The sequence below is a fragment of the Bacteroides graminisolvens genome (genome assembly GCF_963666085.1).
Lineage (GTDB): Bacteria > Bacteroidota > Bacteroidia > Bacteroidales > Bacteroidaceae > Bacteroides > Bacteroides graminisolvens.
On sequence record NZ_OY762556.1, the window covers coordinates 967478 to 993390 of the forward strand.

Consider the following 25913-nt stretch of genomic DNA (forward strand, 5'->3'; position numbering starts at 1 on the left):
TGATCTTATAATTTAGAAATTAACACGCAGACAACAAGCCTCAAATTAAAATGAAACCGTCACTTTCTTCCCGTTATAATGAACTATTTTCTGTTTTCCATCTTGTAGAATAACCTTTAAAGTTCTATTCTTTAGCATACCGGGATAGCTCCCTTTAGTGTTTCCAATGGTTAACTTACGACCAGAATCATGCCATTTCATGGGTATTTCAACATATGCTCCTTTTTCGTAGTTATAATTATCGAATTCATCTTCATATAGGGTAAAAGAGCCATCAGCACCAGTGTAAACACGTAGTTCGAGCTGATCCCACGATTTTTCAGTAGCATATTGCACATCGGGGCCCATCGGAATAATACTACCTGCCTTTACAAATAATGGAATGGCATCAAGGCTTGTTTCTTTCGTTATTTCCTGACCACCCACCTGTTTCTGATTTGTCCAAAAGTCATACCAAACAGCACCAGCCGGAAGATATAACTTAGTCGTTTTTGTTTCAGCAAAGTTAGTTAGGGCATTATTTCCAACCTTCTTTGAAGAGTCTCTGTTCCAGCCCTCTTCTTCGGAAACTTTGACTGCCTTTTCAGGCGTATATTGTGCATGAACAATAGGAGCTACAAGTAGTGACTTACCAAACATATATTGATCATTAATATCCCATACCTTTTTATCGTCAACAAAATCCATGACCAATGCCCGCATAAAAGTCGACTGATTGTTTGTAACGTCCCATGAGGTAGAATAAATATAAGGCAACAATGAATATCTCAATTTTATCATCTTTTCAATGGCATCATACACAGGCTCACCTTTCACACCGAAATTATAAATTTCTCTCGGCACATCTGTACCGTGTGAACGCATCATGGGTGTAAATGCACCAAATTGCAACCAACGCACATATAACTCCTGAAACATGGGGTTTTTAGAACCTGACCCATCATTCCATGATTTGTTATAATGCCCAGCAAAAAAACCGCCAATATCACTATTCCAATGCGGCATACCACAAAGAGAGAAGTTCAGTCCTGCCGGTATCTGGTTACGAAGACTCTCCCAAGTAGAAGCCACATCACCTGTCCATACGTTTGCTCCATAACGCTGTTGGCCTACGAAACCTGAACGCGTAAGTATAAACACACGTTTATCATTTGACACCGCACGCTGATGAGTATACACTCCTCCAACCGTCATTAGAGGATAGATATTCCGTACTTTACGAAAAGAACCTAAAAAAGTTTTAGTATCCATATCTTCAGGCTTCCAGTCGAGATGATCAGGTTCTGTTGAGTCCATCCACCAACCATCCATTCCCTTTTTGAAGATACCTTCATTCAGATACTTCCAATAGATATTGCGAGCCTCGGGATTATAAGCGTCATATACGCGTACCCCGGAAGGGTAATCCATCTCGGGCGGCCAAGTCTCAAGACCCGATTGAGGCCAAGTTGAAATATTAAACAACATGCCCTTCTTTTCCATTTCTTTGTAAGGCTTGGTCATTGGACCGAATGAAGACCATATGGAAATAACCATGTGAGCATTCATGTTATGCACCTCGTCAATCATTCTTTGAGGATCACTGAATGACGGATTTTTAAACTCCATTGCATTCCAAAGATAATTATTCCCCCAATATTGCCAATCTTGTATGATTCCATCAAGAGGCACTCCTAATTCACGGTATTTCTTAACAACCCCTACAGTTTCCTCTTGACTTTTGTATCTCTCTTTGCTTTGCCAAAACCCGTATGTCCATAACGGAAACATAGGCACCTCTCCAGTCAGGTAGCGCATTTGTGAAATTACACCATCAGCATTGGCGCCATACATAAAATAATAATCAATACAATCAGCTACCTCAGAACGGAAAGATGTTTCAGATTCATTATCAGTAAAAAGCGTGGGAGAATAGTTATCCCAAAAAAGTCCATAGCCTTTTGTTGACTGAAAGAAAGGAGATACATCTTCAACATTACCTTGAATCAGATTCTTGGTCATGTTTCGCTGAATCATTTTTCCGTTTTGCAACTGTCCCAAACCATAAATAGCCTCTTCTTTATCTAGCAGAAAAGGTTGGTAAGCAGTATATGTTTTTACTCCTGCATCGTTGAAGTCAATAAACTTTGGACCTGTTTCTTTTTCCGTCAATAAAGTTTCACCCTTACTAGTCTGGTAAGTGATTGCCCCTGTTTGAGTATTCACACAAATCTTAATAGATCTGGAAATCAATATAATTTGGCCATCTTTCGCTGTCGTTTGGAAATTAACCTTTTGAGGTTTAACTATTACAGAGACGCTCTCTTTAGTGTACACATGACCTTGCGGAGCTTTCACTACTCTTACTACAGATGGTGTAATAAATTGCAATTCCAGATCAATACCTCCTTGAGAAGTTTTGATACCTGATGATGTCTTTTGGTAATCTTGTGCCAACAGAGTTGACATTCCCAAACACAAAATAAGAAATAAGCTACATGTTCTCATCGTATTATGATTAATCTATTTTACAATCAAAAATCCACCGTTACAAGGTATTGATAACTGAACTTCCTGTTTTTTATTCATTTTGACTTGCTTTATACTACCTTCCAACTGCAAGTTATCGGTATAGATCTGTACAGATTCGCCGGCTGGTATCATTGGCAAATGAACTTTAACGTTCAGAGATTCCTTTTGAGCATTAACCCCCGCAATATACCATTTATCGGCATGGCGACGTGCTAAAATAATATATTTTCCAGGATAACCGTCAATGTAACGTACTTCATCCCATGTAGTAGGAACTTGCTTCATAAAATCTATGGCCCATGAAGGAGCATCCGTTAAGTTATTAGGAGCCAAGGCAAAATGCTGAACCGGACTCTGGAACAAAACAGCAGTAGCCAATGCAAAAACATCGGAAGTCACCCTACGGCTACCTCTTGGAGCGTTGTTCGAATTATAATATTTATTTAAGGCACTTCCTCCAAAGTCCATACTGCCCACAGTGTTTCTAATAAAAGGATGCAGGCAGGCGTTAAACGCTTCATTGTCACAACTTCCTTGAGAGAAATGAAGATTTTCACTAGCTAGTACCGCTTCAGCAGACGCAAAATTAGGATACATTTTTTCCCAGCCCCGAGGTAAAGTACATCCATGGAACACAACAAGCAGTCCATACTCGTTGGCATCAGCCAAAATATCTTCATACAGTTGCAAGGTATGCTGTTTGTCGCCACCAAAGAAATCAACCTTTATGCCCCTAATCCCAATACTTTGCATCCATTTCATCTCTTTGCGTCGCGCAATGGCATTGTCCATAAAGCCACGAGGCGACTGAGGAGCATCATTCCAATAACCATTAGAATTATACCACAGATAAAGAGCTACTCCTTTACTTGCAGCGTATTGCGCTAGTTTTGCAATTTTATCACGTCCAATTTGTGTATCCCAAAGTGCATCAATCAATACCGATTGGAATTTCATTGCCGCAGAAAAATCAATATAACGGATTTGCTCATCGTAAACAGTGCTACCATCCATTCCAATAATCCAACTCCACGAGCCACCGCCGTATACATATTCCTTTGAAGCGTCATACAACGGACTGACTACATCAAAAGGAACTGTGGTTTCCACAATAGGAGCCAATGTTTCGCCTACTGTAATTGTTCGCCAGGGAGTTTCGCCCGGCAATGCAACACCCGGTGCAACAGTGCCGTTACCATTACACTCTCCTGTTTGAGGAAAACCTATGGTGTATAATCCATCAGTCTTTCCAAGTAAACGACTTCCGCAATAGCTGCCGTTCACTCCTGTTTCAGAGATCAAAACCCATCCCTTATTACCATTCTTGAAAAGGCATGGGAACGTATAACCTTCACCCCAGCCATTTTTGCCCAAAGCATCATCTACCGTATAAGGAGTTTCGTAACTGGGAGATGTACGAGCAAATCCACCCATTGGTTTACTTTGCGGACAAAGGAAAGTTGTTGTGCCTTCAGGAAGCACAAACCCGGTAACTTCTTCTTGAACGACACAACTATGGGTTTCACCTTGAGAGAATATCTTATATTTAAAAGCTACATCCTTATTACTGATACGAAATACAACATCAAATATGCGTTTTCCTTGTTGCATAAATGAGCAAACAGCTTCTGTAGCGGTATAATGAACCTTACTTTGTTTAATGTTGCGCAACTTATAAGTTTCATCAATAGCCGACGTCTTTACATCTCCGGCAAAATACATGTTATGAGAAAAATCACCGATATTTGTTCGTAATCCTAACGGAGACGGTTTCAGGAAAAGGATACCATTGTAGTTAACTGAATATGACGGGGAACCATTTTCGTCGGAAACCACCACTAATAATCTGCCGTCAGGGCTTTTAAACTCTTTCTTCTCAGCATTACAAATTGTAAACACCTGAAGCAATGTCATCACTAAAAATAGCTTTTTCATACTGTTGTTTTTCATTATACTAAAAATAGAGAGACAAATATAGTAGCTATTTGAAGAGTAAGTCCAAAGAGGTGTTACATGTTTCTTTTGTGACGTTACGAGATTCCGTCTAAATGCACCTTTTCCGATAAATATTCCCCTAATTTATGATTTTCGCAGTCTATTTTTGCACCTTGAAGTTATCTCAAGAATACTATGAATAGACAAGTAAATAGCCCGATACAAACTTTTTCGGATAAATATCTCATCCAAATACTCTTTCTATTATTGATATGGGGAGGCGTGTGTAAAGCTACCGCATCTAACTTAGTTGCTTTTCCCGGTGCAGAAGGCTTTGGTAGATATGCCACTGGTGGACGCGGTGGAAAAGTGTATCATGTCACTACACTACAAGATGGACTAGAAAAAGGCACTTTACGTCATGCAGTTATGCAGAAAGGAGCACGTACAATCGTCTTTGATATTGCTGGAACAATCTTTCTAAATAACAATTTAAGAATTGTAAGTGGTGATTTAACCATTGCCGGACAAACGGCACCCGGACAAGGAATTTGCATTGCACGCTATCCGGTTACCATTCAGGCTGATAATATTATAGTTCGCTATCTACGTTTTCGTGTTGGCAACGAAGGAGGAGGTGAACCTGACGGACTAGGCAGTACGGATTGTAAAAACGTAATTATTGACCATTGCTCCATTAGTTGGTCTGTAGACGAATGCTGTTCTGTTTACGGAGGAGAAAATCTAACAGTACAGTGGTGTTTGATTTCTGAAAGTCTTCGCACAGCGGGACATGCTAAGGGAAGACATGGTTACGGCGCAATATGGGGAGGAGATAAAGCGTCTTTCCACCATAACTTACTAGCTCACCACGAAAGTCGGGTACCCCGACTCGGACCACGCCCAAGCACCCAACAACGTGAACATGTAGATATGCGCAATAATGTATTCTACAACTGGGCGGGTAACGGATGTTATGGAGGAGAAGGAATGAAAGTGAATATCGTTAACAACTATTACAAACCCGGTCCGGCTACACCCAAAAATCAACCAATTCGCTATCGCATAGCCTCAATAGGAGTTCGTACAACAAAATACTGTCATCGAGCAGATGGAAGTCCTAACGTCTGGAACCCTATGGAACACGTTTGGGGAAAATTTTATGTAACAGGAAATGTTATTGAGGGACACCCCGAAGTCAGTCGTGACAATTGGACAAAAGGTATTTACGAACAAATAGACAAGAATGCTTGCGACAACACCTTTACAGATCAAGTAAAACAAGACATGCGTTTATCAGAGCCATTGTTTGCAGACGTCATTACGACTCATGGGGCAGAAGAAGCATATAATCTCGTATTAAAAAAAGCCGGTTGTTCCATCCAACGTGACCTCATAGACAAAAGAATTATTCGTGAAACCCAAACGGGTACAGCACAGTACATAGGAAGTGTGACTCCAAATGCAAAAGATTCTCCAGGGCTGATAGATATGCCCTCTGATGCAACACCCGAAGGAACAACCAATCCCTGGCCGGTACTAACAAACGGGGGAACTACCGCAGCTAATATAAAAGACACTGACGAAGATGGAATATCCGACAGCTGGGAAATGAAGCACGGTTTAAATAGTAAAGATGCTTCAGATGGGTATAAAACGAATCTAAATAAAGAAGGATACACAAACCTCGAAGTATACATAAATAGTTTAGTCAGTGAATAATTAACGAGTAAACAGAAATCTATTTAACAAGTTGAAAATAATTAATTGTTTAACCAAAGTAATGCTATCATGAAACAAAAAAATGAAAAGTTGAGAAGCAAATTACTTCTTTTGTTTGTACTATTATTAATGGTACCCATTGGAGTATTTGCTCAAAACATGACGGTAAAAGGTTCGGTGGTTGACTCACAGGGTGAACCTATCATCGGAGCTTCAGTAGTAGAGAAAGGCAATAATTCAAACGGTGTAATCACCGATTTGGAAGGGCAGTTTTCTCTTACCCTCCGCAAAGGAAAGCGAGTCGTCATTTCCTACGTAGGAATGGAGACACAAGAAGTAGATGCTGTAGCCGGCAAAACACTAAAAGTTATTCTCAAAGATGACTCACAAGCAATCGAAGAGATCGTTGTTATTGGTTACGGCAGTAAGGCACGAAAAGACTTAACAGGTTCTGTTGGTTCTATTTCCGGAGCCAAACTAGCAGCGGTACCTGTCACATCTGCAGCTGTAGCTTTGCAAGGAAAAATAGCCGGCGTGCAAGTGACTACCGTGGATGGTGCACCGGGAGCAGACATCAATATTCGGGTACGTGGAGGAACGTCCGTTACCCAAAGCAACGAACCACTTTATATTGTTGATGGTTTTCAAACTGACAACATAAATGATATCCCCCCCGCAGATATTGCTTCGATAGATGTTTTAAAAGATGCATCTTTGACTGCTATTTACGGTGCAAAAGGTGGTAACGGTGTAGTTGTTGTTACTACAAAATCAGCCCAACAAGGTAAAGTATCAGTTGGATTCAATGCACAAATGTCAATTAGCAAATTAGCGAAAAAGCTTGATCTAATGGACACATCTGATTTTGTACGCTATCAATATGATTGGGCTGCAGCAAACGGAACACGTAGTTCAAATGCAAAATATTATCGAGCTAATTTCGGTAACCCTCTCGATCTTGACATCTATCAACGAGCCACAACACGCGATTGGCAAGACGAGGTTATGAGCGAAACACCATTTAATTATTCCACCAACTTTACCGTAGGAGGAGGCACCGAAAAATTCCGTTTCAATGCATCTTTAACCAACTCAGAAGACAACGGTATTATTATGGGTTCAGGCGTTCGTCGTACAAATTTGAATATCAAAATGAATATTCAGTTGACTAGAAATCTAACCCTGACAATCAATCCAAGATTAACATACCGACGCGACACCGGGGCCGGTGGCGATAAAATAGGCAGTGGAGGTATCATCGACGTTCTACGCTATCGCCCAACCAACGGTCTGCGCGAATTTGCTTTTTGGGATCCGGCAACTGTCGACCCGGATGATGAAGCTGTATTCGAATATACTAACCCGAAAAGCGACATTGACCAAAATACATTAAAAAAACATTCTTATGCCTATACCAATCAGTTTAGTTTGGATTGGAAACCCATTGAAGGACTCACATTACGTACAGAAGGAGCACATTTTATCTCATTCAACGATGAAAACCGTTTTTATGGTGCTATGACCGACGAAGGTCAGAATAACAAGAAACTACCTGTAGCAGCCATTACAGATAAACGCACTGAAAAATACACTTGGACCAATACGGCTTCTTATGGTTTCGATATTGACAATTTGCATAATTTTTCTTTCCTATTAGGACAGGAAATACAACACAATCAAACCAAGCAAAGCTTTATAAAAAATCGCTATTTTCCTCGCAGTATTTCTGCAGATAGAGCGCTCAATAACATGGGACTGGGAACACCTTGGGAATCGACGTCTTCTTTGTCCACTCCCGAACGCACAGCTTCATTCTTTGGACAGACAAGTTATAACTACGACCATAAATATTTAGCTTCTATTACATTCCGTGCTGACGGTTCCACCAAATTCTCTCCGGGAGAACAATGGGGATACTTTCCATCTATTTCAGGCGCTTGGGTACTTTCTAAAGAAAGCTTTTTGGAAAATAATCCTATTATAAGCAACCTAAAATTAAGAGCAGCTATAGGTCTGGCGGGTAATAACCGAATTGATAACGACATGTGGCGCTATCTTTATTCCGTAAATACAACAGGCGGACCAGGTTTTGGTGAAGTTACTGAGAATGGAGAGAAATGGTATGGAAATGCAGGTGGAAGCACTTTTGCCAATACTAAAATTAAATGGGAAACAACCCTAACGCGTAATTTAGCCTTTGATCTTGGCCTGTTTGGCGACCGGCTCACTATTACACCTGAAGTTTATTGGAATACCACTAAAGATTTGCTCTATAAATCGGACGTACCATCAACAACGGGATACACGCAACAAATGCAGAATATCGGTCAGGTAACTAATAAAGGGTTTGAATTAACGATTGGTGGTGATATCCTTCGTGGAAAAGATTACGTATTGAGTGGTAACCTCACATTGGGCTCCAACAAAATGAAAGTAGATAAACTGAATGACACAGATAACGTTATTTGGGATCAGAATGACCGTTGGAAATCCAGCTATAATGATTATTGTCTAAAAGTGGGCGACCAAGTCGGCTTAATTTACGGATTTGTTTATGATGGATTGTACGGTTTCGATGAATTCGATTTTGACCCAAATCAAAATTTCCTTGCCGTACCTAAAGAAGGTACTATTATCAATAACGTTTTTAATGACAGTAATTCGGGTAAAGCAACACTACCCGGTAAAATCAAATTCAAAGATATCAGTGGTCCGAACGGCAAACCCGATGGACAAATAACAGAAGACGACCGAACCATCATTGGTAATACAAACCCCAAAGTACAAGGAGGATTTGGCTTGAGCGGACAGTGGAAAGGGATCGACTTCACAGCCAATTTCAACTATATGTATGACTTTGACGTAAATAATGCCACCGCATATCAACTTTCATCATCAGAAAGCAACAGCAAAAACTTTTTCAACGTACTGACTAAGTTCAATAATCGGTGGACCTACGTACGTGAAGATGGCGAATGCTTGTACAAAAACACCTACCTTGAAAATTCGGTAGAGCTCTACAAAGAATTGAATGCAGGTAAAACATTGTGGAACCCAACAGATGTAACCAACAAGGTAACTCATTCTTATTTCATTGAGGATGGATCATTCCTTCGTTGCCAAGACATCACCATAGGTTATACTCTTCCAAAACAGCTTACAAATAAATGGGGAATGTCAAGATTGCGCTTCTACGTAAGTGGATCTAATCTCTTCATTATTACAGGCTACTCTGGCTACGACCCCGAAGTCGACGTACAAACCGGCTTAACAAGTGGTATGGACTACAACAGATATCCACGCAGCCGCAGTTTCGTATTTGGAGCAAACATCACTTTCTAATACATAAAAACGGATTACATATGAAAATAAAAAATATTCTTATTGCTGGTCTGGTTGCGGTTGGCTTTTCTTCATGCAATGATTTCTTGAAGGTTGATGCCATCTCGAAATACGACACTGAGTATGTTTTCAGTGACAAGACTGAAATTAATCGCGCTTTAAATGGCGTTTACGCACAACTATTGAACAGTAGCACCTATGGTAGCGCCTACATGAGTACCTTCTGTCTAAATAGCGATGTAGATATGTCTATATCTACCAGCGAGGTAGCTACAGATAATAACTACCGTCGCTTTGATTGCAACAGCATGGGAGGAGATATCAATAAATACTGGATTGCCGCTTTCCAAGGAGTGGAATATGCCAATAATTTCATTTACGGCTTGGAAAACAGTCCGCTTTTTAGCGCATCAGACGCCGAATTAATGCAACAGTTAGGTGAAGCAAAAGTGATTCGTGCCATGTTCTATCATGACTTGGTAGTCCTGTTTGGCGATATACCATTCTCACTAACTCCTAACTTCGAATCAGATGATTTTGTCATGCCTGTAGTTGATCGTGAAGAAATTCATAAAGCATTAATCGAAGACTTGAAAGGCATTGCACCTTACATGTCATTCGCTCGTGATCTGAGTGACGGTGTAGAACGTGTTTCAAAAGAGTTCTGTTGGGGAATGATTGCTCGCATGGCGTTGACCTGCGGTGGATACTCTCTTCGTCCTGACAAGAACAATGCAACCAGTTATGGCACCATGCAACGCCCTTCAAACTACAAAGACTACTATCAAATAACCCAAGCCTATTGCGATTCAGTTGTTTCATCCGGGACTCACTCACTACGCCTACCCTATCGGCAAGTATTTATTGACCAATGCAATTACATTGTAAACAACAATGACGATTCGATGTTTGAAATACCTTTTGCGAAAAACTCAAGCGGCAGCATCGGTTATATTCAAGGACCAAAGGGTGAGAATTACGAAGGCGCTACATCCGGAAAAAATGTTTGGGGAAAGAGTGACGGAAACGCCCGTTTAAACGCCTTTTATCGTTACTCTTTTGACGATGAAGACGCGCGCCGCGACTATGTCAACGGAATGTGGTATTATTTATACGACGGTACCCCATCCATTCTTACTGACTACACTGTATTCAATAATAAATGGTCTAAATTCTGGGCTAATTCTGCTAATACATTAGGAGCAGGCAGCACTGGAAACACTGGTATCAATTATCCTTATATGCGCTATGCCGATGTATTATTGATGTATGCAGAAGCCGTAAACGAGTTGGAAGATGGAGTGAGTGGTACAAATGGTGCGAAAGCAATTGAAGCCCTCAGACAGGTACGTGCCCGTGCATTTACCAATTCTGATAAAATCGATGCATACATCGCTTCGGCTTCCGGTTCTAAAACAGATTTCCTAAAAGCAGTACTCAACGAACGCAAATGGGAATTTGCCGGTGAGAACATGCGCTGGAAAGACCTGGTTCGTAATAATTTATATGGAGAAGTACTCTATTATAGCTTCTTACGATACTACGCAGTGGCCGAAAACGCAGCAGGAACTTCTGACTATATTGAAGCGGTAGAGCAATACGACGGTAAACCCGGATATTTGGAATTAACCCTGCCTTACACCATATATTATAAAATAACAAATAATCCGAATAACACCTATATTTATCCCAATACGACATTAGATGTACTAGAACTGTATAATCCGTACAAATCTGAGAAATATCCGGGTTCCGAATGGACAGCAGGAGATTATTACGGATGGTGGAATGACACCGACGGATGTCCTAAAGACCAGTGCTTATTCTCATTCTACGGATTTATGCGTGGTGACCGGGGAGGCAACGTGTACTTAGTAAAAGATGGTGATATTTATGCTCAAACCGGTGCATCAAACCTACCTGTAGTACGCTATATTTTACCTTATCCCAATGCAGCAATACAGCGTAGTGCTGGTCAATATAAGAACTATTATGGTTATATTAAGTAATCAAATTGAAAAGAATACAATATGAAAAATAAATTAAGTTACATACTGATACTCCTCATGTCTGCATCCATCTTTTCTTGTAAAGACGATGAGGTAGTGAGCAGTGATGGCTACTCTTCCGATAGAGAGTTTATGACCATGTTCCGCAAAGACGATAATACCGGCAAGGGTGATTCAGATCCCTATAGATGTCAGGCGGTTAACCTGAATGACATCCAACTTTACTGGTATGGAGTGAAAGACTGTGCTGGTTATGAAGTTAAAATGGCTTTACAACCCAACGTATCTTCGGGTTTAGCGCAAGATTGGGAAAATCCTGATTACATCTTATTTGATACGATTGTAGGTCCCGATGTAACAGATCTTTTGATTAAAGATCTACAGTACAGCACTGACTACCGCTTTGCCATACGAACACTCTCAAAAAAAGGAGAAGCCTACCATTCTAAATGGTATGGCTATGGAAACGGACGCCAGTGGGCCGACTATTTAGGGATTACAACGGGAGACAGATACAATGTTCCCGAAGTCATTGTTGTCAATCAAGTGACTAAGACAACTTTTCGCATCAACATTGATCGCGCTTATGCAACATCTGGTGACGACGGAACTTTCAAAACGAACTTTGAAGTCGATGAAAATGGTAATTTTGTGATGCATGTCATTACTATCGAGGCTTCTCCAACTAATCCACAAGCAACAGTGCCCGAGAAATGGCAGAAATACAGCCTTACTTCTGCCGACTTCCAACGTGGTTACATAGACATTGACGGATTACAGGAAAACAGTGTATATGTAATTAACGCAGAAAACAAAAACATACCAGTTCGTTGGGACGCTATCTACAACACTTGCGTTATACGTATGGACGGAGATCCCGGAGATCCAATTCTGATAAAACATTTCTGTGACCCGAATGATACCATTGCAGGAGCTACCACATACAATGCTTCACGACTTGATACCATCTTATCAAACTACAATAGTGATGCATCACTAGCAGAAGGTACTATATTTGAACTGGAAGGTGGAAAAACCTACTACCTTGCCAACAACGTATCATTGTGCAAAGGACTAACTTTACGCACCAAAGCAGGAACCGGCAGGGCCAAATTGTTAATGAATGGTATGTCAACCGTTAATGGAGCAGCACAAACGATGAACTTCATGTTTGGTCGTCAACCACAATCAGGAGAACTTGGTGGCATCAATATCAAATCACTTATTTTTGAAGATATCGACTTTGACTGTCCGTTAGCTAAAAACTATGGTGACGGTAGTGCTACAGGAAACTATTTCATCAATATGTACTCCAACGGTATGGCGGTAACACTTCAATCATTTGAACTTAAAAACTGTACATTCCAGCGAATGATTCGCGGTTTCGTCCGAGTTCAGGGTACAAACCGTAAGAATTTTGAGAAATTTATCGTAGAAAACTGCTTGTTCTACAATTGCGGTTACTATGATAATAACGGACGCGGTTATGCATGGATTGCCGGTGACGGTACCCCAGGTACAGGTAAGTCTAACATTTACGCTAATATGATATTCCGTAACAATACATTCTATGACTCACCCCGTACTTGCTTCTTCACAGACAATGGTAAAAATTTGCCGTGGCCAAGTAATATCCAATATAATATTACATTAGAGAACAATACGTTTGTCAATTACAGTACCCGTTCATCCGGCCGTAAGATATTTGACCTACGATACTTACCAGGTGGAAGTAAGATTACGGTGAAGAAAAACCTCTTTATCCTGACAAAGAAAGATGGAGATGCCCGTAATTTATACATGGAAGGTATGGATATTCGTCAAGTTAATGGCTCTGGTGAAATCACATTTGATGTGGCACAGAATTATTCAACCAATACAAATCTGACCAGCGGAAACATATTCTCTGCATCAGCATTTAGCGCTAGTAAAAATAGTGCAGGATTCTGGTCAGACTATAACCTCTCCGGTAAGGCAGAACTGGAAGTTCATTTAGGCCAGAATGGAATTTCGCCAACAGACCTGATGACAAATCCTAACCCACCTTATGCAAGTCCGGATGCGAATATGCACGAAGTAGATAACCTTGATGGTCTTTACTACAAGAACACCGATGCAGTTCGTAACCACGAAATTTACAAATTGGGTATCGGTGACCCGAGATGGGCTAAAACCGTCATGCCTTAAAAGATAAGGCAATAGGAAGTCGGGAGACTTCATCAGACATTTTTTGCAAAAGGGTGTATTGTACACAAATACGATACACCCTTTTTATTTCAGAATTACATTAATGACTATCATACAAACTAAAGGAACCATGATTAAACAGAAATTAATCTACTTGCTGCCTCTTTTTCTATTGTCAAGTTGCAACCATCAAACTTACAAGAGCACATCTCTATCTCCTGATGAAAGAGCTAAGCTTTTGTTGCAGGAACTAACATTGGAGGAAAAAGTAATGTTAATGATGGATAGTTCAAAACCCATAGAACGATTAGGCATCAAACCTTACAACTGGTGGAATGAAGCTTTACACGGAGTAGCCCGTGCCGGTTTAGCTACAGTGTTTCCTCAACCCATAGGTATGGCAGCTTCGTTTGCACCTAACGATGTGTTTGAAGTATTCACCGCAGTATCCGACGAAGCTCGTGCCAAAAATACATATTACACATCAAAAGGAAGTTATGAGCGATATCAAGGACTAACCATGTGGACACCAACAGTTAACATCTATCGGGATCCTCGTTGGGGCAGAGGGATTGAAACATATGGAGAAGATCCCTATCTTACCAGTCAAATGGGTGTTATGGTAGTTAAGGGACTGCAAGGTGAAAGCAATGGAAAATATGACAAACTCCACGCTTGCGCCAAACATTTCGCTGTTCACTCCGGACCAGAATGGAATCGGCACGATTTTAATGCAGACAACATCAAACCACGCGATTTATATGAAACCTACCTGCCTCCTTTCGAGGCATTGGTGAAAGAAGCAAAAGTAAAAGAAGTAATGTGTGCTTATAATCGTTTCGAAGGAGAACCATGCTGTGGCAGTGATCGTCTACTCATGCAGATACTGCGCAAAGAATGGGGATACAAAGGTATTGTCCTTTCTGACTGCGGTGCAATAGCAGATTTTTACAACGATCGCGGCCATAAAACCCATTCGGATGCCGAGTCGGCTTCAGCCTCAGCAGTACTTAGTGGAACAGATTTAGAATGTGGTTCCAGCTACCAAGCACTAGTCAACGCCGTTAAGCAAGGAAAGATTAACGAAAGTGCCATTGATGAAGCCGTTCAACGTTTGTTGGCCGCCCGTTTTTCCTTAGGCGAGATGGACAATCCAGAAAATGTATCGTGGACAAAAATCCCTCTTTCAGTGGTTGCCTCTGCTAAGCATGATTCCTTGTCACTTGACATTGCTCTCAAGTCAATGACCTTACTTTTGAATAAAAATAATATACTACCATTAAAACGTGGCGAACTTACCCTTGCCGTTATGGGACCTAACGCCAATGATTCTGTTATGCAATGGGGAAATTATAACGGTATGCCTTCACAAACAGTTACCATATTGGAGGGCATACGGAGAACGTTAGGACATACGGACAAACTAATTTATGAACAAGGTTGTGGGCTAGTAGAGCGAACACTGATACACAGCGCCTTTAACCTATGCAAATCTTCAACCGGAAACGGATTTAGCGCCCGTTATTGGAACAATACCACCCGCAAAGGAGAACCTGTTACACGTAATCAGGTTACTACCCCCTTTCAATTCTGCACATCGGGTGCAACAGTATTTGCCCCCGGAGTTAATCTGACCGATTTTTCGGCAACCTACAACAGTATATTTACTCCAAAGCAATCCGGCGAAGTACTATTTGAAATTTACGCCTATGGCTCAGGACGTTTGCGTATAAACCAAGAAGAAGTAAAAAGCTTCTCCAACAAACATGGTGCACGAAAAGCAACTTACGCACTACAAGTACAGGCAGGAAAACCTTACCATATTGAACTTGATTTTGAATATCTTAGAAGCGATGCACAACTCAATTTTGATCTGGGATTCAAAAAAGAAGTTGATATAATGCAATCAGTAGACAAAGTGAAAGATGCGGATATTGTTGTTTTTGCAGGTGGCATCTCACCCAGTCTTGAAGGAGAAGAGATGGGAATAAACTTGCCCGGATTCAAAAAGGGTGATCGTACCGACATAGAACTACCTGCCGTTCAGAGAGAACTCATTGCGGCATTACATAAAGCTGGTAAAAAAGTTATTCTAGTAAACTGTTCCGGATCGCCAATTGGTTTAGAACCCGAAACAAAAGAGTGTGAAGCCATATTACAAGCATGGTACCCCGGTCAATCGGGCGGAACTGCTGTAGCCCAAGTCTTGTTCGGCGATTATAACCCCGCAGGCAGATTGCCGGTAACCTTTTATAAAAGCGTCTCACAGTTGCCCGATTTTGAAGATTACAATATGACAGGGAGAACCTATCGTTACATGAAGCAGACTCCCCTCTTCCATTTCGGTTACGGATTAAGCTATACCACTTTTGAATACGGTCAAATGGCTTTGGACAAAAGTAAAATTAAAGCAGGAGAATCATTAAATTTCTCCGTACCGATAACCAATACAGGCAAAGTTAACGGAGAAGAAGTTGTTCAGGTATATTTGAGAAAGCACCATGATTCGGAAGGGCCAAACAAAACATTGCGCGCTTTTAAACGTGTAAATATACCTACTGGAAAAACCATAAATGTTGATTTTAGTTTAACCGATAAGCAATTGGAATGGTGGGACACAGGCTCCAACACCATGAAAGTTTGCACCGGCAACTACGACATCATGATAGGTAGCAGCTCACAAACAGAAGACCTGCTACAACACTCTTTTACCATCGAATAAATTAGCTTTTTATCATACGGAAATCAAATGATTTCCGTATGATAAAAAGCTAATCATTTTGCTTTCTCTCTTTTCCATATTCGGATGGAGACATTCCAAACTGTTTTTTAAAGCACTTACTAAAGTATTTAGGATCATTAAAACCAGTCATATAGGCTACTGAAGAAACATTATATTCGCCACTTTCCATCAATTGCTTGGCCCGTTTAATGCGCATCTCGCGAATAAAGTCAACTGGCGAAAGACCTATAATTGCTTTCAGCTTTTGATAAAAAACAGTTCGCCCCATAGCCAGCTCTTGCGCAAACCGATCTACTGTCAGCTCCGAATTATCCATTTGCTTTTCCATCACCTCCATAACCTGTTGCATAAATAGCTCATCGAAACAAACAATTTCCGGTTGAGGAGGTTCAATAGGTACAACCGGTATCGAATGCCCCAGTTTCCTTTCCGACCATTGTTTTAAATAAAGTTCCTGCAACTGCTTACGTTGATTTAGTAATGACTTAATACGAGCCTTCAAATAAGTAGAGCTAAAGGGTTTAGTCACATAATCATCAATACCTTGCTCTAATCCACTGATACGATCATCCAGAGAAGACTTTGCAGAAAGCAAAATAATGGGAATATGACATATATCGCGATTGCATTTTATCGCTTTAACCATGTCGAGACCATCCATCATAGGCATCATTACGTCACTGATGATAAAATCGGGCATATACTGTACGGCCTGTTGTAACCCCTCTTGCCCATTGGTAGCTTCAATAACTTTATAAGTTTCCGATAAGATATCATAAAGAAAAGTTCTTAATTCAGAGTTGTCTTCCACAATTAATACAGACACGAGCTCTTTTTCCTGATCATCAACTTCTGTACACGTATCGGGACAAGCTTCAGCTGCTTCCTGTTGCTCAGTTGACAGAGAGTCATTAACAATAAATTCCGTATTCTCCTTCCCCTCATAAGCCCTATGACTCAATGGTAGAGTAACAAGGAATTCACTACCAACGTCCGGTTGGCTGTTCACTTCAATACTCCCTTGATGCAACTCAACCAATTCCCTCACAAGAGATAAACCAATGCCCGATGAAGGCTGTAGAATATTATAACGTACCAATGTTTCAAACCGCTGGAATAAACTCTGTTGTTTCTTAAGATCGATACCAATACCCTCATCTTTAACCGAAAGTACCAACGTCTCATCCTTTACGCTGACCCAAACTGCAATCGATTTATGATCGGGCGTATATTTAAATGCATTCGATATCAGGTTAAACATCACCTTTTCAAACTTATCCTGATCAATCCATCCTGAGATATTATCCGTTTGAGAATGCAAACGAAAATCAATATGCTTCTCTTCGGCTATCAGTCGAAAGTTATCCATAACTCGTTCCAATAGAATAATAACATCCGTTCTCTCCAGTAATAGCTTCATCTTTCGGTTTTCAATTTTGCGGAAATCTAGAATCTGATTAACAAGGCGCAGCATTCGCTCTGTGTTTTTGTGTACCAATGTAAGATGCTTACGCGCTGTTGGTGAAAGAGATTCATGCTCCAGCACCTCAGTCACCGGACTACTTATAAGAGTAAGTGGTGTACGAAGTTCATGTGATATATCCGTAAAAAATCTTAGTTTAATGTTTGAAAGCTGATGTTCAAGATTAATTTGATTGTGTAATCTATAAATATAAAGAATGGTATATACAATAGTTGTTGTAAACAAGATAAACAAAAAAACATACAATGCCCATGCCCAATAAGTTTCCCAAAAGGTAGGAAGAACAACTACCGAAAGCGTACGCATATTATCCGTCCACACTCCATCACTATTTGTTGACCGTATTTGTAATTCATACTCCCCGGGAGGGAGATTTATGTAGTTGGCAGAACGATTATTATCAACCTCATTCCATTGTTCTTCTAACCCTTTAAGCCTGTATGCATACTGAATGGTACTAGGATCAATGTAATCCAGAGCTGCAAACTGAAATGTCACATTACGCTGAGAAGGCTGTAACTCCAACTCTTTGAGATCATCAATATCCAGCGATTCCTGAACACCCTGTATTTTCAAACCAGTAAAAGCTATTCGAGGAATATACTTACTTTTGCTCAATAAGGCAGGATTCATCTCCATTACCCCTCCTTCAGTTCCCAACATTAAATGACCGTGCCACACAACCGGTATAGCCTCACTAAAATAAACCTCCTTTTGCAAATATCGCTTATCATAATTATCAAAGGTTCCATTCGCAGCATTAAACTTTGAGAGAGCATCCTCGGAAATAACCCATAAGTTTCTTTGAGGATCTTCAACCATAGACAACACCAAATCCGAGAACAAACCATTTTGCCTGGTATATGTTTTAAATTGAATATTATTGGTCAATAAATTTCGAGACACAATCTGATTAACTCCGCCGGTAAAAGTCAAAACAAACGTCTGACCTCTGCTATCAGTATATATGGAAGTAACATCATTACTACAAAGGCTAGAAGTTATATTCTGCCGGCGAATATTCTGATAAAAATTAATCTTTTGAGCATCTTTGAATTCAGTGCACATACTGAGTAATCCTTCTGTTGTGCCTACTAGTAGAGCCTTATCAACCTCTTTAATAATCCGCACTTTAGTATATTTGTTTTGAGGATAGTTTTTCAATAAATTGCCGCTATGTATAAATCTCACCTCACCATCTTTGTTTTCCTCCAACAAATTGAGTCCTCCACCATACGTTCCAATCCAAATACGCTGATTGCTATCTTGGAATATGGAATAAACACTATTATTACTTAAGCTAAACGGGTTATCGGCCTTGTGTGAAAACTGTTGTACTATAAATCGATTATTTCCTGTTTTTTTGAGTCTAAAAACACCATCCCATTTGGTTCCCATCCAGATTCCTCCTTGTTTATCCTCCATGAAGCAATAAATATTCCTGGCAAAAGAGACCGTTTGTTCAGTGATGCTACCAGATGGAGTCAAATATCCCTTAAAACTCCCATCTTCATTAAAGATTCGTATAAACCCCTTTTTATTGGCCATCCAAAAATTATTATTGCTATCTTTCAGGAAAGCTCGTGTTTCATATCCCGAATCTAAAGGTCTTACAACACAAGCACTGGGAAAGAAAGAAATCTTGCCCATTTCATAATTATTAGTATACCAGAAATTCTTCTGATTGTCTAATAAATACCTCAATACAATGGGAGTAAATTTAGATTTCGGATCATTATAATCAGTATAATAAGGTTTTAATTGTTTGCTTTTTCGGTCATAATAGCTCAAACAACCCATTTGAGGAATTACCCATAATCTGCCTTGAGCGTCCTCAAATACACTTTCATTGCTTTGTCGTTCAGCATTTGGCATATCCTCAGCAGGAGTTTGGTAATATTCAATTTCGCCGGTACGAAGATTATATCGGTTAACACCAGCTGCATCCGAAAATATCCACAATTCTCCATGACTGTCTCTAAATATGTTTTGTACGTTGGAGTTTTCTGCTGCAAAGTGAACAGCTACATACTTAAAATTCTTCTTCCTTACATCAAATAAAATAATGCCATTCTCGGCCCCTAGTCCGATAGTATCTTTTCCCAGATTCTGTATGCAATTTAAGCGGATATCATCATAAGGTATTTTCAAAAACTTCAATTGTTCAGTACGCAAATCATAAACAGCCAACCGGTTATTGGCAGACAACAAATACATATTATTGCCATTTTCGCAAGCGTTTTTAAACGAAGTGTTACCCGGCATCGTTTTCTTTCCAACTATCTGAATGCCTTTATCAGTAAAAATCCATTCATCACCATCTTTATCCTGAAGCACTCTCACAACATCCTTTCCGGGTAAATTTCCGGCTTTGCTACTGTAAAGTATAACACCTTTACTTTCGCCTTTTTTATACTCCCCTTCGTTTACCCGAAAAGCTCCGTGATCGAACACAATCCAAGTCACACCTTTAGCTAAAGCATAGATTTGACGAATACTATAGTTTACATTATTTTGAGTTTCAAATGGTTTTAAAACATCAATAAACTTCTCGCGCCGGCTATCGAATAAATAGATACGACTATCATAAGTTTGGCACCAAATATCACCATGTTGATTGGCGGTAATAGAATACAATCGATTAGAAGTAAGGGTACATCCATCTCCCGGATAGGCCTTGTAGTTTTTGAATGAATAGCCATCAAACTTGCTTAATCCGTTCCATGTAGAAAGCCAGATAAACCCTTTACCATCTTGCACAATATTAACCACAGTACGTTGAGGCAATCCGCTATAGGTTGAATAATGCTGTATTTGACATACTGGTTGCGCCTGAGCTATCTCAGATAAAAAAAAGAAGATACAAGCATAAAATAAGGTGTACTTGAAAAGTGTTTTCATGGCATCAGACTTTTATTCTGCAAACTTACATAAAAAATGCACTTTTCAAGCAAGAAAGTACAATAAGAATACAATATTCAAAAGAAGCTTTACATATAAGTTGCCAAATGATCACCCCTAATTACCACCTTCCATTCGGGCACCTTTCACAGTTTCTTCTTCAATGCCTTTATGAACAGATTTTGTTGATGCCGATTTTCCAAAAGAATATGAGAGAGACAAGCCTATATTCATAGCACGGCAGTGCAGATCCGTCTTCCTTCTATAAAACTTATTTTTTTCGCGAAGCTTATACTTTTTATAGTCCCAAAAAGCATTATCTAGATTCAAAGAAACAGCCAAGTTATCATCTAAAAAGCTTTTGCTGAGCCTCATCTTGCACGAATAAAAATTGAACGATTCCCCTTGCAAGGTTATATCGGGCAACTTATACAAACCGGCAACAGATAAGGAGAAATTACAAGGCAAATTAATAAAAAGGTTAGAAGAAATATTACCAGCCACCCCATCGTTTGCTTCTTCACTGGATCTTAAAGCCGAATAACTTCCCGATGCATTCAATACCAAACGGGCAAAAGAAGCCAAGGGAAGCTTCATATAGCTGGTTGCAAAACTTTTTGTAGACCCGGGTGTAGGGCATTTGTACACCCGGATCTACAGACCGTGTACATGGGGGTGTACAAACTGTGTACATCCGGGTGGATACGAAAATTGCTCACCTGCAAAATAAATCGCAGAAGCATGCTGATTATAAAGCTTATATATAAGAGTTAAATAGAGACATGTTCGTAAGGAATCACTACCAAAAAAGTTGGTGACACTTGGTGATACTTGGTGAGGCTTTTTTTTAGCAAAGTATCACACATAAGAATCTGATAATCAGAGCATTGAAAGGTTGGTGATACTTGGTGATACTTTTTTTCATGCATTTTATGAGGAGCGGGGTGGCATTTCGTTAAAAGAATAATACTTTGGCTAATTTTCGCTAAGTTATTATGTCGAATAAGCAGATTATTTATCTTTGCACTAAAGCAAACTCTCAAAAGTTCATTTTTAATGGTTCAAAGCAAGTATACATATCTGTTAGGTTGGCTAAATTTTATATTGGTCTGCACCTCCTGTTCAGACAATTCACCCAGCATATCTGTTGTCTGCGAAGAAAACAGCGTGGGAAATTGCATCATCAAATGGGAAACAGCACCTGTTATGGAAGGGAAAGTGAAAATATACTCTTCAACCAATCCCGACTCCATTGCCGAAAACTTACCGATAGCCATGGCCGACATATCGGCTCAAAGAATAACGATAGTAACCGATAACCCCAAGAAGCGATATTATTATATGATGGTCTTTAACGATCGCTACCGGGTGAAGGTTGCCACACGGAACATTAACGTTCCGGGCATTCAGAATTTCCGTGATTTAGGCGGCTACAAAGTAGCGCAGGGAAAGAGCGTACGTTGGGGAATGATTTATCGATCGGCTGAAATCGACAGTCTCGAGAAGTGCTCTTGCAAGGAGTTGCAAAACATCGGTGTGAAAACAATCATCGACCTGAGAACTGCACAGGAAAAAGGAGGATCGTGTTCTCTGAAAAACAACTTCAACGTGATTAACATCCCCATTGCCACCGGCAATATGGAGGGCGTGCTCAAGGCACTGCAAAAAAATGAAATCAAAACAGATACGATTTACCGCATGGTTGAACAAATGAATCGGGACCTGATTATCAAAAACCGGGTAGAATTCAAACTGTTATTTCATGCATTGCTGAACAAAGAAAACTACCCGGTGGTGATTCACTGTTCCTCGGGCAAAGGACGAACCGGTATTTCTGTAGCCTTGATATTAACGGCTTTAGGGGTCAATTCAGATGATATTATGCAAGACTATCGTTTGAGCAACGTGTACTTCAATATTCCCAAAGCAACAAGGTATGCTTATAAATTACCGGTGCAATCGCAAGAGGCCATTACAACGCTTTTCTCGGCTCAGGAAGGTTTCTTAAATGCTGCGTTCAACGAAATTGAACGAAATTACGGTGATGCAAAGACCTATCTGAAGCAAGGTGTGGGACTTTCAAAGGAAGACATGCAGCAGCTAAAGAACATTTTGCTGGAACCCGGAAATTAATTCGATGCTAACCTGCTTTATATCAAATATTTAGGGCTTCACATTCTTTATTATATACTTTGAGTGTAAAAACCAATAATTATAATTAACTTTGCGCCCGAATATAAAGATATACTAAAGAATTAATGAAGAATTTTGAAGAGTTAGGCGTTTCCCCGGAAATACTTAAAGCAATTAAAGAAATGGGATATGAGAATCCCATGCCCGTTCAGGAAGAAGTAATACCGTATTTGTTGGGAGAAGGCAATGATGTAGTAGCTCTTGCACAGACAGGCACAGGAAAGACCGCTGCTTTCGGTCTGCCAATCATACAAAAAATTGACGTTAACAAACGTGTTCCACAATCGCTGGTTCTATGCCCTACCCGCGAACTCTGCCTCCAGATTGCAGGAGATTTAAATGATTATTCTAAATACATTGACGGACTTAAGGTACTGCCGGTTTATGGCGGTTCGTCCATCGACAGCCAAATAAGAAGCTTAAAGAAGGGCGTGCACATTATTGTAGCCACTCCGGGACGTTTGCTGGACCTCATGGAACGCAAAACGGTATCGCTTGCCACCATTGGCAATGTGATTATGGATGAAGCTGACGAGATGCTGAATATGGGTTTCACCGATAGCATCAACGCCATTCTGGCCGATGTTCCTGAAGAAAGAAACACGCTGCTGTTCTCGGCTACCATGTCGCCCGAAATTGCAAGAATATCCAAAAACTATCTTCGCAATGCCAAGGAAATAACCATCGGACGCAAGAACGAAAGTAACAACAACGTAAAGCATGTGGTGTATACCGTACATGCCAAAGATAAATATGCTGCGCTTAAACGCGTCGTTGACTATAACCCGCAAATATACGGTATCATTTTCTGCCGCACACGTAAAGAAACACAGGAGATTGCCGATAAACTGATGCAAGAGGGTTACAACGCCGATTCTCTGCACGGTGAGTTGTCTCAGGTGCAACGCGATACGGTCATGCAAAAGTTCCGCATCAGAAACATACAGATTCTGGTAGCTACCGATGTGGCTGCTCGCGGATTGGATGTAGATGACCTGACTCACGTAATTAACTATGGTTTGCCCGATGACACGGAAAGCTATACGCACCGTAGCGGAAGAACTGGTCGTGCCGGAAAAACAGGTACTTCCATCGCCATCATTAACATGCGCGAAAAAGGTAAACTACGTGAAATAGAGCGTATCATTGCCAAAAAATTCGTTGCCGGTGAAATGCCTACCGGAAAGCAAATCTGCGAGAAGCAGCTCATCAAGGTTATTGATGACATCGAGAAGATAAAGGTTAACGAGGAAGAGATTGAGGACTTTATGCCCGCTATTTACCGTAAACTGGAATGGTTGAGCAAGGAAGATGTCATTAAACGCATGGTTTCCATTGAGTTTAATCGCTTCCTGGAGTATTACCGTGACAGAGAGGAAATTGAAGCACCTACTACCGATGGCAGGGATACCGACAGAAGAGAAGGCGGCAGAAGCCGTACCGCTACTTCGGGCTATACTCGTCTGTTCATCAATTTGGGTAAAACAGATAATTTCTTTGCCGGTCAATTGATTGAATTGGTTAACAAGAATACGCACAAAAGAGTTGAGATAGGACGAATTGACTTGATGAAGAACTTTTCTTTCTTCGAGGTTGAGAATAGTTTGGCAGAATCGGTTATCGGCTCTCTGAATAAATCAACTTACAACGGACGCAAGGTATCTGTAGAAATCGCAGGTGATGAAAAACCGGCCGGTAACACTGGCGGTGGCGGAGGATACGCTAAGAAGAAGTATGGCAATTCGTCAAACTATTCCGGTGCTCCCAGAGATCAGAAGAAGAGCGCTAAAAGTCGTGAAGAAAGAGGTTATGCTACTGCTCGTGGTCCTAAAAAGAAAGACGATTGGCAGCAGCTTATCACAGGCGACTCAAACGACGAGGGATGGGCACGCAGAAAAGGCAAAAAAAGTAAATAAGCAGATCATTCTGCCTTAAACGCATAAAAAGCCATGCAGTTTTCAGGATTATTCCTGTAACTGCATGGCTTTATTTATTTTGTTCGCCTTACTGCTTGAAGAATTGCTCCTTTAAAATTAAAGGTACTTCAGAAGGTTCTTGCGCCACCCTAACTCCGGCAGATATAAGTGCCTGCACCTTTTCCTGGGCAGTTCCGGAACCGCTGGATATAATGGCACCGGCATGCCCCATTTGCTTGCCCGGAGGAGCCGATTGTCCGGCGATGAATGCTATCACCGGTTTGGTAATGTGCTTACTGATGTGTAGGGCCGCGAGTTCTTCGGCATTGCCTCCTATCTCACCAATCATCACAATGGCATCTGTTTGCGGATCGTTTTGGAACATGTCCAGCAAGTCAATGTAGTAAAGTCCCACAACAGGATCGCCACCCATACCCACAGCGGTGGACTGGCCGAATCCGGCAGTCGTAAGCTGGTACACAATTTCGTAGGTTAAGGTGCCGCTCCGACTAATGACGCCTATGTTACCCGGACGGAAAATACTTCCGGGAAGTATGCCCACCAATGATTCCTCAGGGGTAATCAACCCGGGGCAATTGGGACCTATCAACCGGGCACCCTTGAGTTTAGCATAATGGTAGGCTTTGATAACATCTTGGGTAGGAATGCCTTCGGTTATGCAAATAATAAGAGAAATGCCTGCATCGGCAGCCTCCATGATACAGTCGGCCGCAAAACGAGCCGGAACGAAAATGATGGAGGTATTCGCCTTTGTCTGCTGAACAGCTTTGTGCACGGTATTGAAAACCGGAACACCCTGAACGTTCGTGCCTCCTTTACCGGGAGAAACGCCTCCCACAACCTGAGTGCCGTAAGCAATCATCTTACGGGTATGAAATTCACCGTCTCTACCGGTTATACCTTGTACAATGACCCGGGTAGTTTTATCTATCAATATACTCATAGTCTGC

12 protein-coding genes are annotated in these 25913 nt (G+C 40.7%); 7 read left to right on the forward strand and 5 right to left on the reverse strand.

Annotated elements, in window-relative coordinates; genetic code table 11:
• Window positions 1-45: 45 nt before the first annotated feature.
• Both ACKPCE_RS03915 and ACKPCE_RS03920 read right to left on the reverse strand, forming a co-directional pair.
• Window positions 46-2487, reverse strand: a complete 2442-nt coding sequence (locus tag ACKPCE_RS03915) for a glycoside hydrolase family 31 protein (protein ID WP_319504264.1) — start codon at window positions 2485-2487, stop codon at window positions 46-48.
• A 15-nt stretch (window positions 2488-2502) separates the two neighbouring features.
• The gene (locus ACKPCE_RS03920; RefSeq protein ID WP_319504265.1) at window positions 2503-4446 is read right to left on the reverse strand and encodes a glycoside hydrolase family 97 protein; all 1944 of its coding nucleotides are present in this window, start codon (window positions 4444-4446) and stop codon (window positions 2503-2505) included.
• A gap of 195 nt (window positions 4447-4641) precedes the next feature.
• Here ACKPCE_RS03920 and ACKPCE_RS03925 point away from each other — a divergent pair, with 195 nt between their 5' ends.
• The 5 genes from ACKPCE_RS03925 to xyl3A all read left to right on the forward strand — a co-directional run bounded on the left by ACKPCE_RS03925 (window position 4642) and on the right by xyl3A (window position 16428).
• Complete coding sequence (locus ACKPCE_RS03925) at window positions 4642-6168, forward strand: pectate lyase (RefSeq protein ID WP_319504266.1); 1527 nt, start codon at window positions 4642-4644, stop codon at window positions 6166-6168.
• A gap of 69 nt (window positions 6169-6237) precedes the next feature.
• The gene (locus ACKPCE_RS03930; RefSeq protein WP_319504267.1) at window positions 6238-9510 is read left to right on the forward strand and encodes a SusC/RagA family TonB-linked outer membrane protein; all 3273 of its coding nucleotides are present in this window, start codon (window positions 6238-6240) and stop codon (window positions 9508-9510) included.
• A gap of 20 nt (window positions 9511-9530) precedes the next feature.
• The gene (locus tag ACKPCE_RS03935; RefSeq protein ID WP_319504268.1) at window positions 9531-11519 is read left to right on the forward strand and encodes a RagB/SusD family nutrient uptake outer membrane protein; all 1989 of its coding nucleotides are present in this window, start codon (window positions 9531-9533) and stop codon (window positions 11517-11519) included.
• A 21-nt stretch (window positions 11520-11540) separates the two neighbouring features.
• Complete coding sequence (locus ACKPCE_RS03940) at window positions 11541-13706, forward strand: hypothetical protein (protein WP_319504269.1); 2166 nt, start codon at window positions 11541-11543, stop codon at window positions 13704-13706.
• A 130-nt stretch (window positions 13707-13836) separates the two neighbouring features.
• The gene (gene xyl3A / locus ACKPCE_RS03945; protein ID WP_407654950.1) at window positions 13837-16428 is read left to right on the forward strand and encodes a xylan 1,4-beta-xylosidase; all 2592 of its coding nucleotides are present in this window, start codon (window positions 13837-13839) and stop codon (window positions 16426-16428) included.
• A 49-nt stretch (window positions 16429-16477) separates the two neighbouring features.
• Here xyl3A and ACKPCE_RS03950 read toward each other — a convergent pair whose 3' ends face one another.
• Together ACKPCE_RS03950 and ACKPCE_RS03955 are read right to left on the reverse strand one after the other, a co-directional pair.
• Window positions 16478-20833 carry a two-component regulator propeller domain-containing protein gene (locus ACKPCE_RS03950; RefSeq protein ID WP_319504270.1) on the reverse strand — a complete coding sequence of 1452 codons (4356 nt, stop codon included), beginning with the start codon at window positions 20831-20833 and terminating at the stop codon, window positions 16478-16480.
• Window positions 20834-20950: 117 nt separating this feature from the next.
• Window positions 20951-21481, reverse strand: a complete 531-nt coding sequence (locus ACKPCE_RS03955; protein WP_407654951.1) for an outer membrane beta-barrel protein — start codon at window positions 21479-21481, stop codon at window positions 20951-20953.
• Window positions 21482-21889: 408 nt separating this feature from the next.
• Here ACKPCE_RS03955 and ACKPCE_RS03960 point away from each other — a divergent pair, with 408 nt between their 5' ends.
• Both ACKPCE_RS03960 and ACKPCE_RS03965 read left to right on the forward strand, forming a co-directional pair.
• Window positions 21890-22966: a tyrosine-protein phosphatase gene (locus ACKPCE_RS03960; protein ID WP_319504272.1), complete on the forward strand. Its 1077-nt coding sequence runs from the start codon at window positions 21890-21892 to the stop codon at window positions 22964-22966.
• Between the two features lie 125 nt (window positions 22967-23091).
• Window positions 23092-24942: a DEAD/DEAH box helicase gene (locus tag ACKPCE_RS03965; protein ID WP_319504273.1), complete on the forward strand. Its 1851-nt coding sequence runs from the start codon at window positions 23092-23094 to the stop codon at window positions 24940-24942.
• Window positions 24943-25030: 88 nt separating this feature from the next.
• On the opposite strand, the gene sucD is transcribed toward ACKPCE_RS03965, so the two are convergent.
• Window positions 25031-25906 carry a succinate--CoA ligase subunit alpha gene (gene sucD / locus ACKPCE_RS03970; protein ID WP_319504274.1) on the reverse strand — a complete coding sequence of 292 codons (876 nt, stop codon included), beginning with the start codon at window positions 25904-25906 and terminating at the stop codon, window positions 25031-25033.
• Window positions 25907-25913 lie beyond the last annotated feature (7 nt).

What these genes read in the sequence shown, in the direction of transcription:
- sucD (WP_319504274.1), bottom strand. Translation starts at nt 25,906, where the DNA reads ATGAGTATATTGATAGATAAAACTACCCGGGTCATTGTACAAGGTATA.
- ACKPCE_RS03965 (WP_319504273.1), top strand. Translation starts at nt 23,092, where the DNA reads ATGAAGAATTTTGAAGAGTTAGGCGTTTCCCCGGAAATACTTAAAGCA.
- ACKPCE_RS03960 (WP_319504272.1), top strand. Translation starts at nt 21,890, where the DNA reads ATGGTTCAAAGCAAGTATACATATCTGTTAGGTTGGCTAAATTTTATA.
- ACKPCE_RS03920 (WP_319504265.1), bottom strand. Translation starts at nt 4,446, where the DNA reads ATGAAAAAGCTATTTTTAGTGATGACATTGCTTCAGGTGTTTACAATT.
- ACKPCE_RS03925 (WP_319504266.1), top strand. Translation starts at nt 4,642, where the DNA reads ATGAATAGACAAGTAAATAGCCCGATACAAACTTTTTCGGATAAATAT.
- ACKPCE_RS03950 (WP_319504270.1), bottom strand. Translation starts at nt 20,833, where the DNA reads ATGAAAACACTTTTCAAGTACACCTTATTTTATGCTTGTATCTTCTTT.
- xyl3A (WP_407654950.1), top strand. Translation starts at nt 13,837, where the DNA reads ATGATTAAACAGAAATTAATCTACTTGCTGCCTCTTTTTCTATTGTCA.
- ACKPCE_RS03935 (WP_319504268.1), top strand. Translation starts at nt 9,531, where the DNA reads ATGAAAATAAAAAATATTCTTATTGCTGGTCTGGTTGCGGTTGGCTTT.
- ACKPCE_RS03940 (WP_319504269.1), top strand. Translation starts at nt 11,541, where the DNA reads ATGAAAAATAAATTAAGTTACATACTGATACTCCTCATGTCTGCATCC.
- ACKPCE_RS03915 (WP_319504264.1), bottom strand. Translation starts at nt 2,487, where the DNA reads ATGAGAACATGTAGCTTATTTCTTATTTTGTGTTTGGGAATGTCAACT.
- ACKPCE_RS03930 (WP_319504267.1), top strand. Translation starts at nt 6,238, where the DNA reads ATGAAACAAAAAAATGAAAAGTTGAGAAGCAAATTACTTCTTTTGTTT.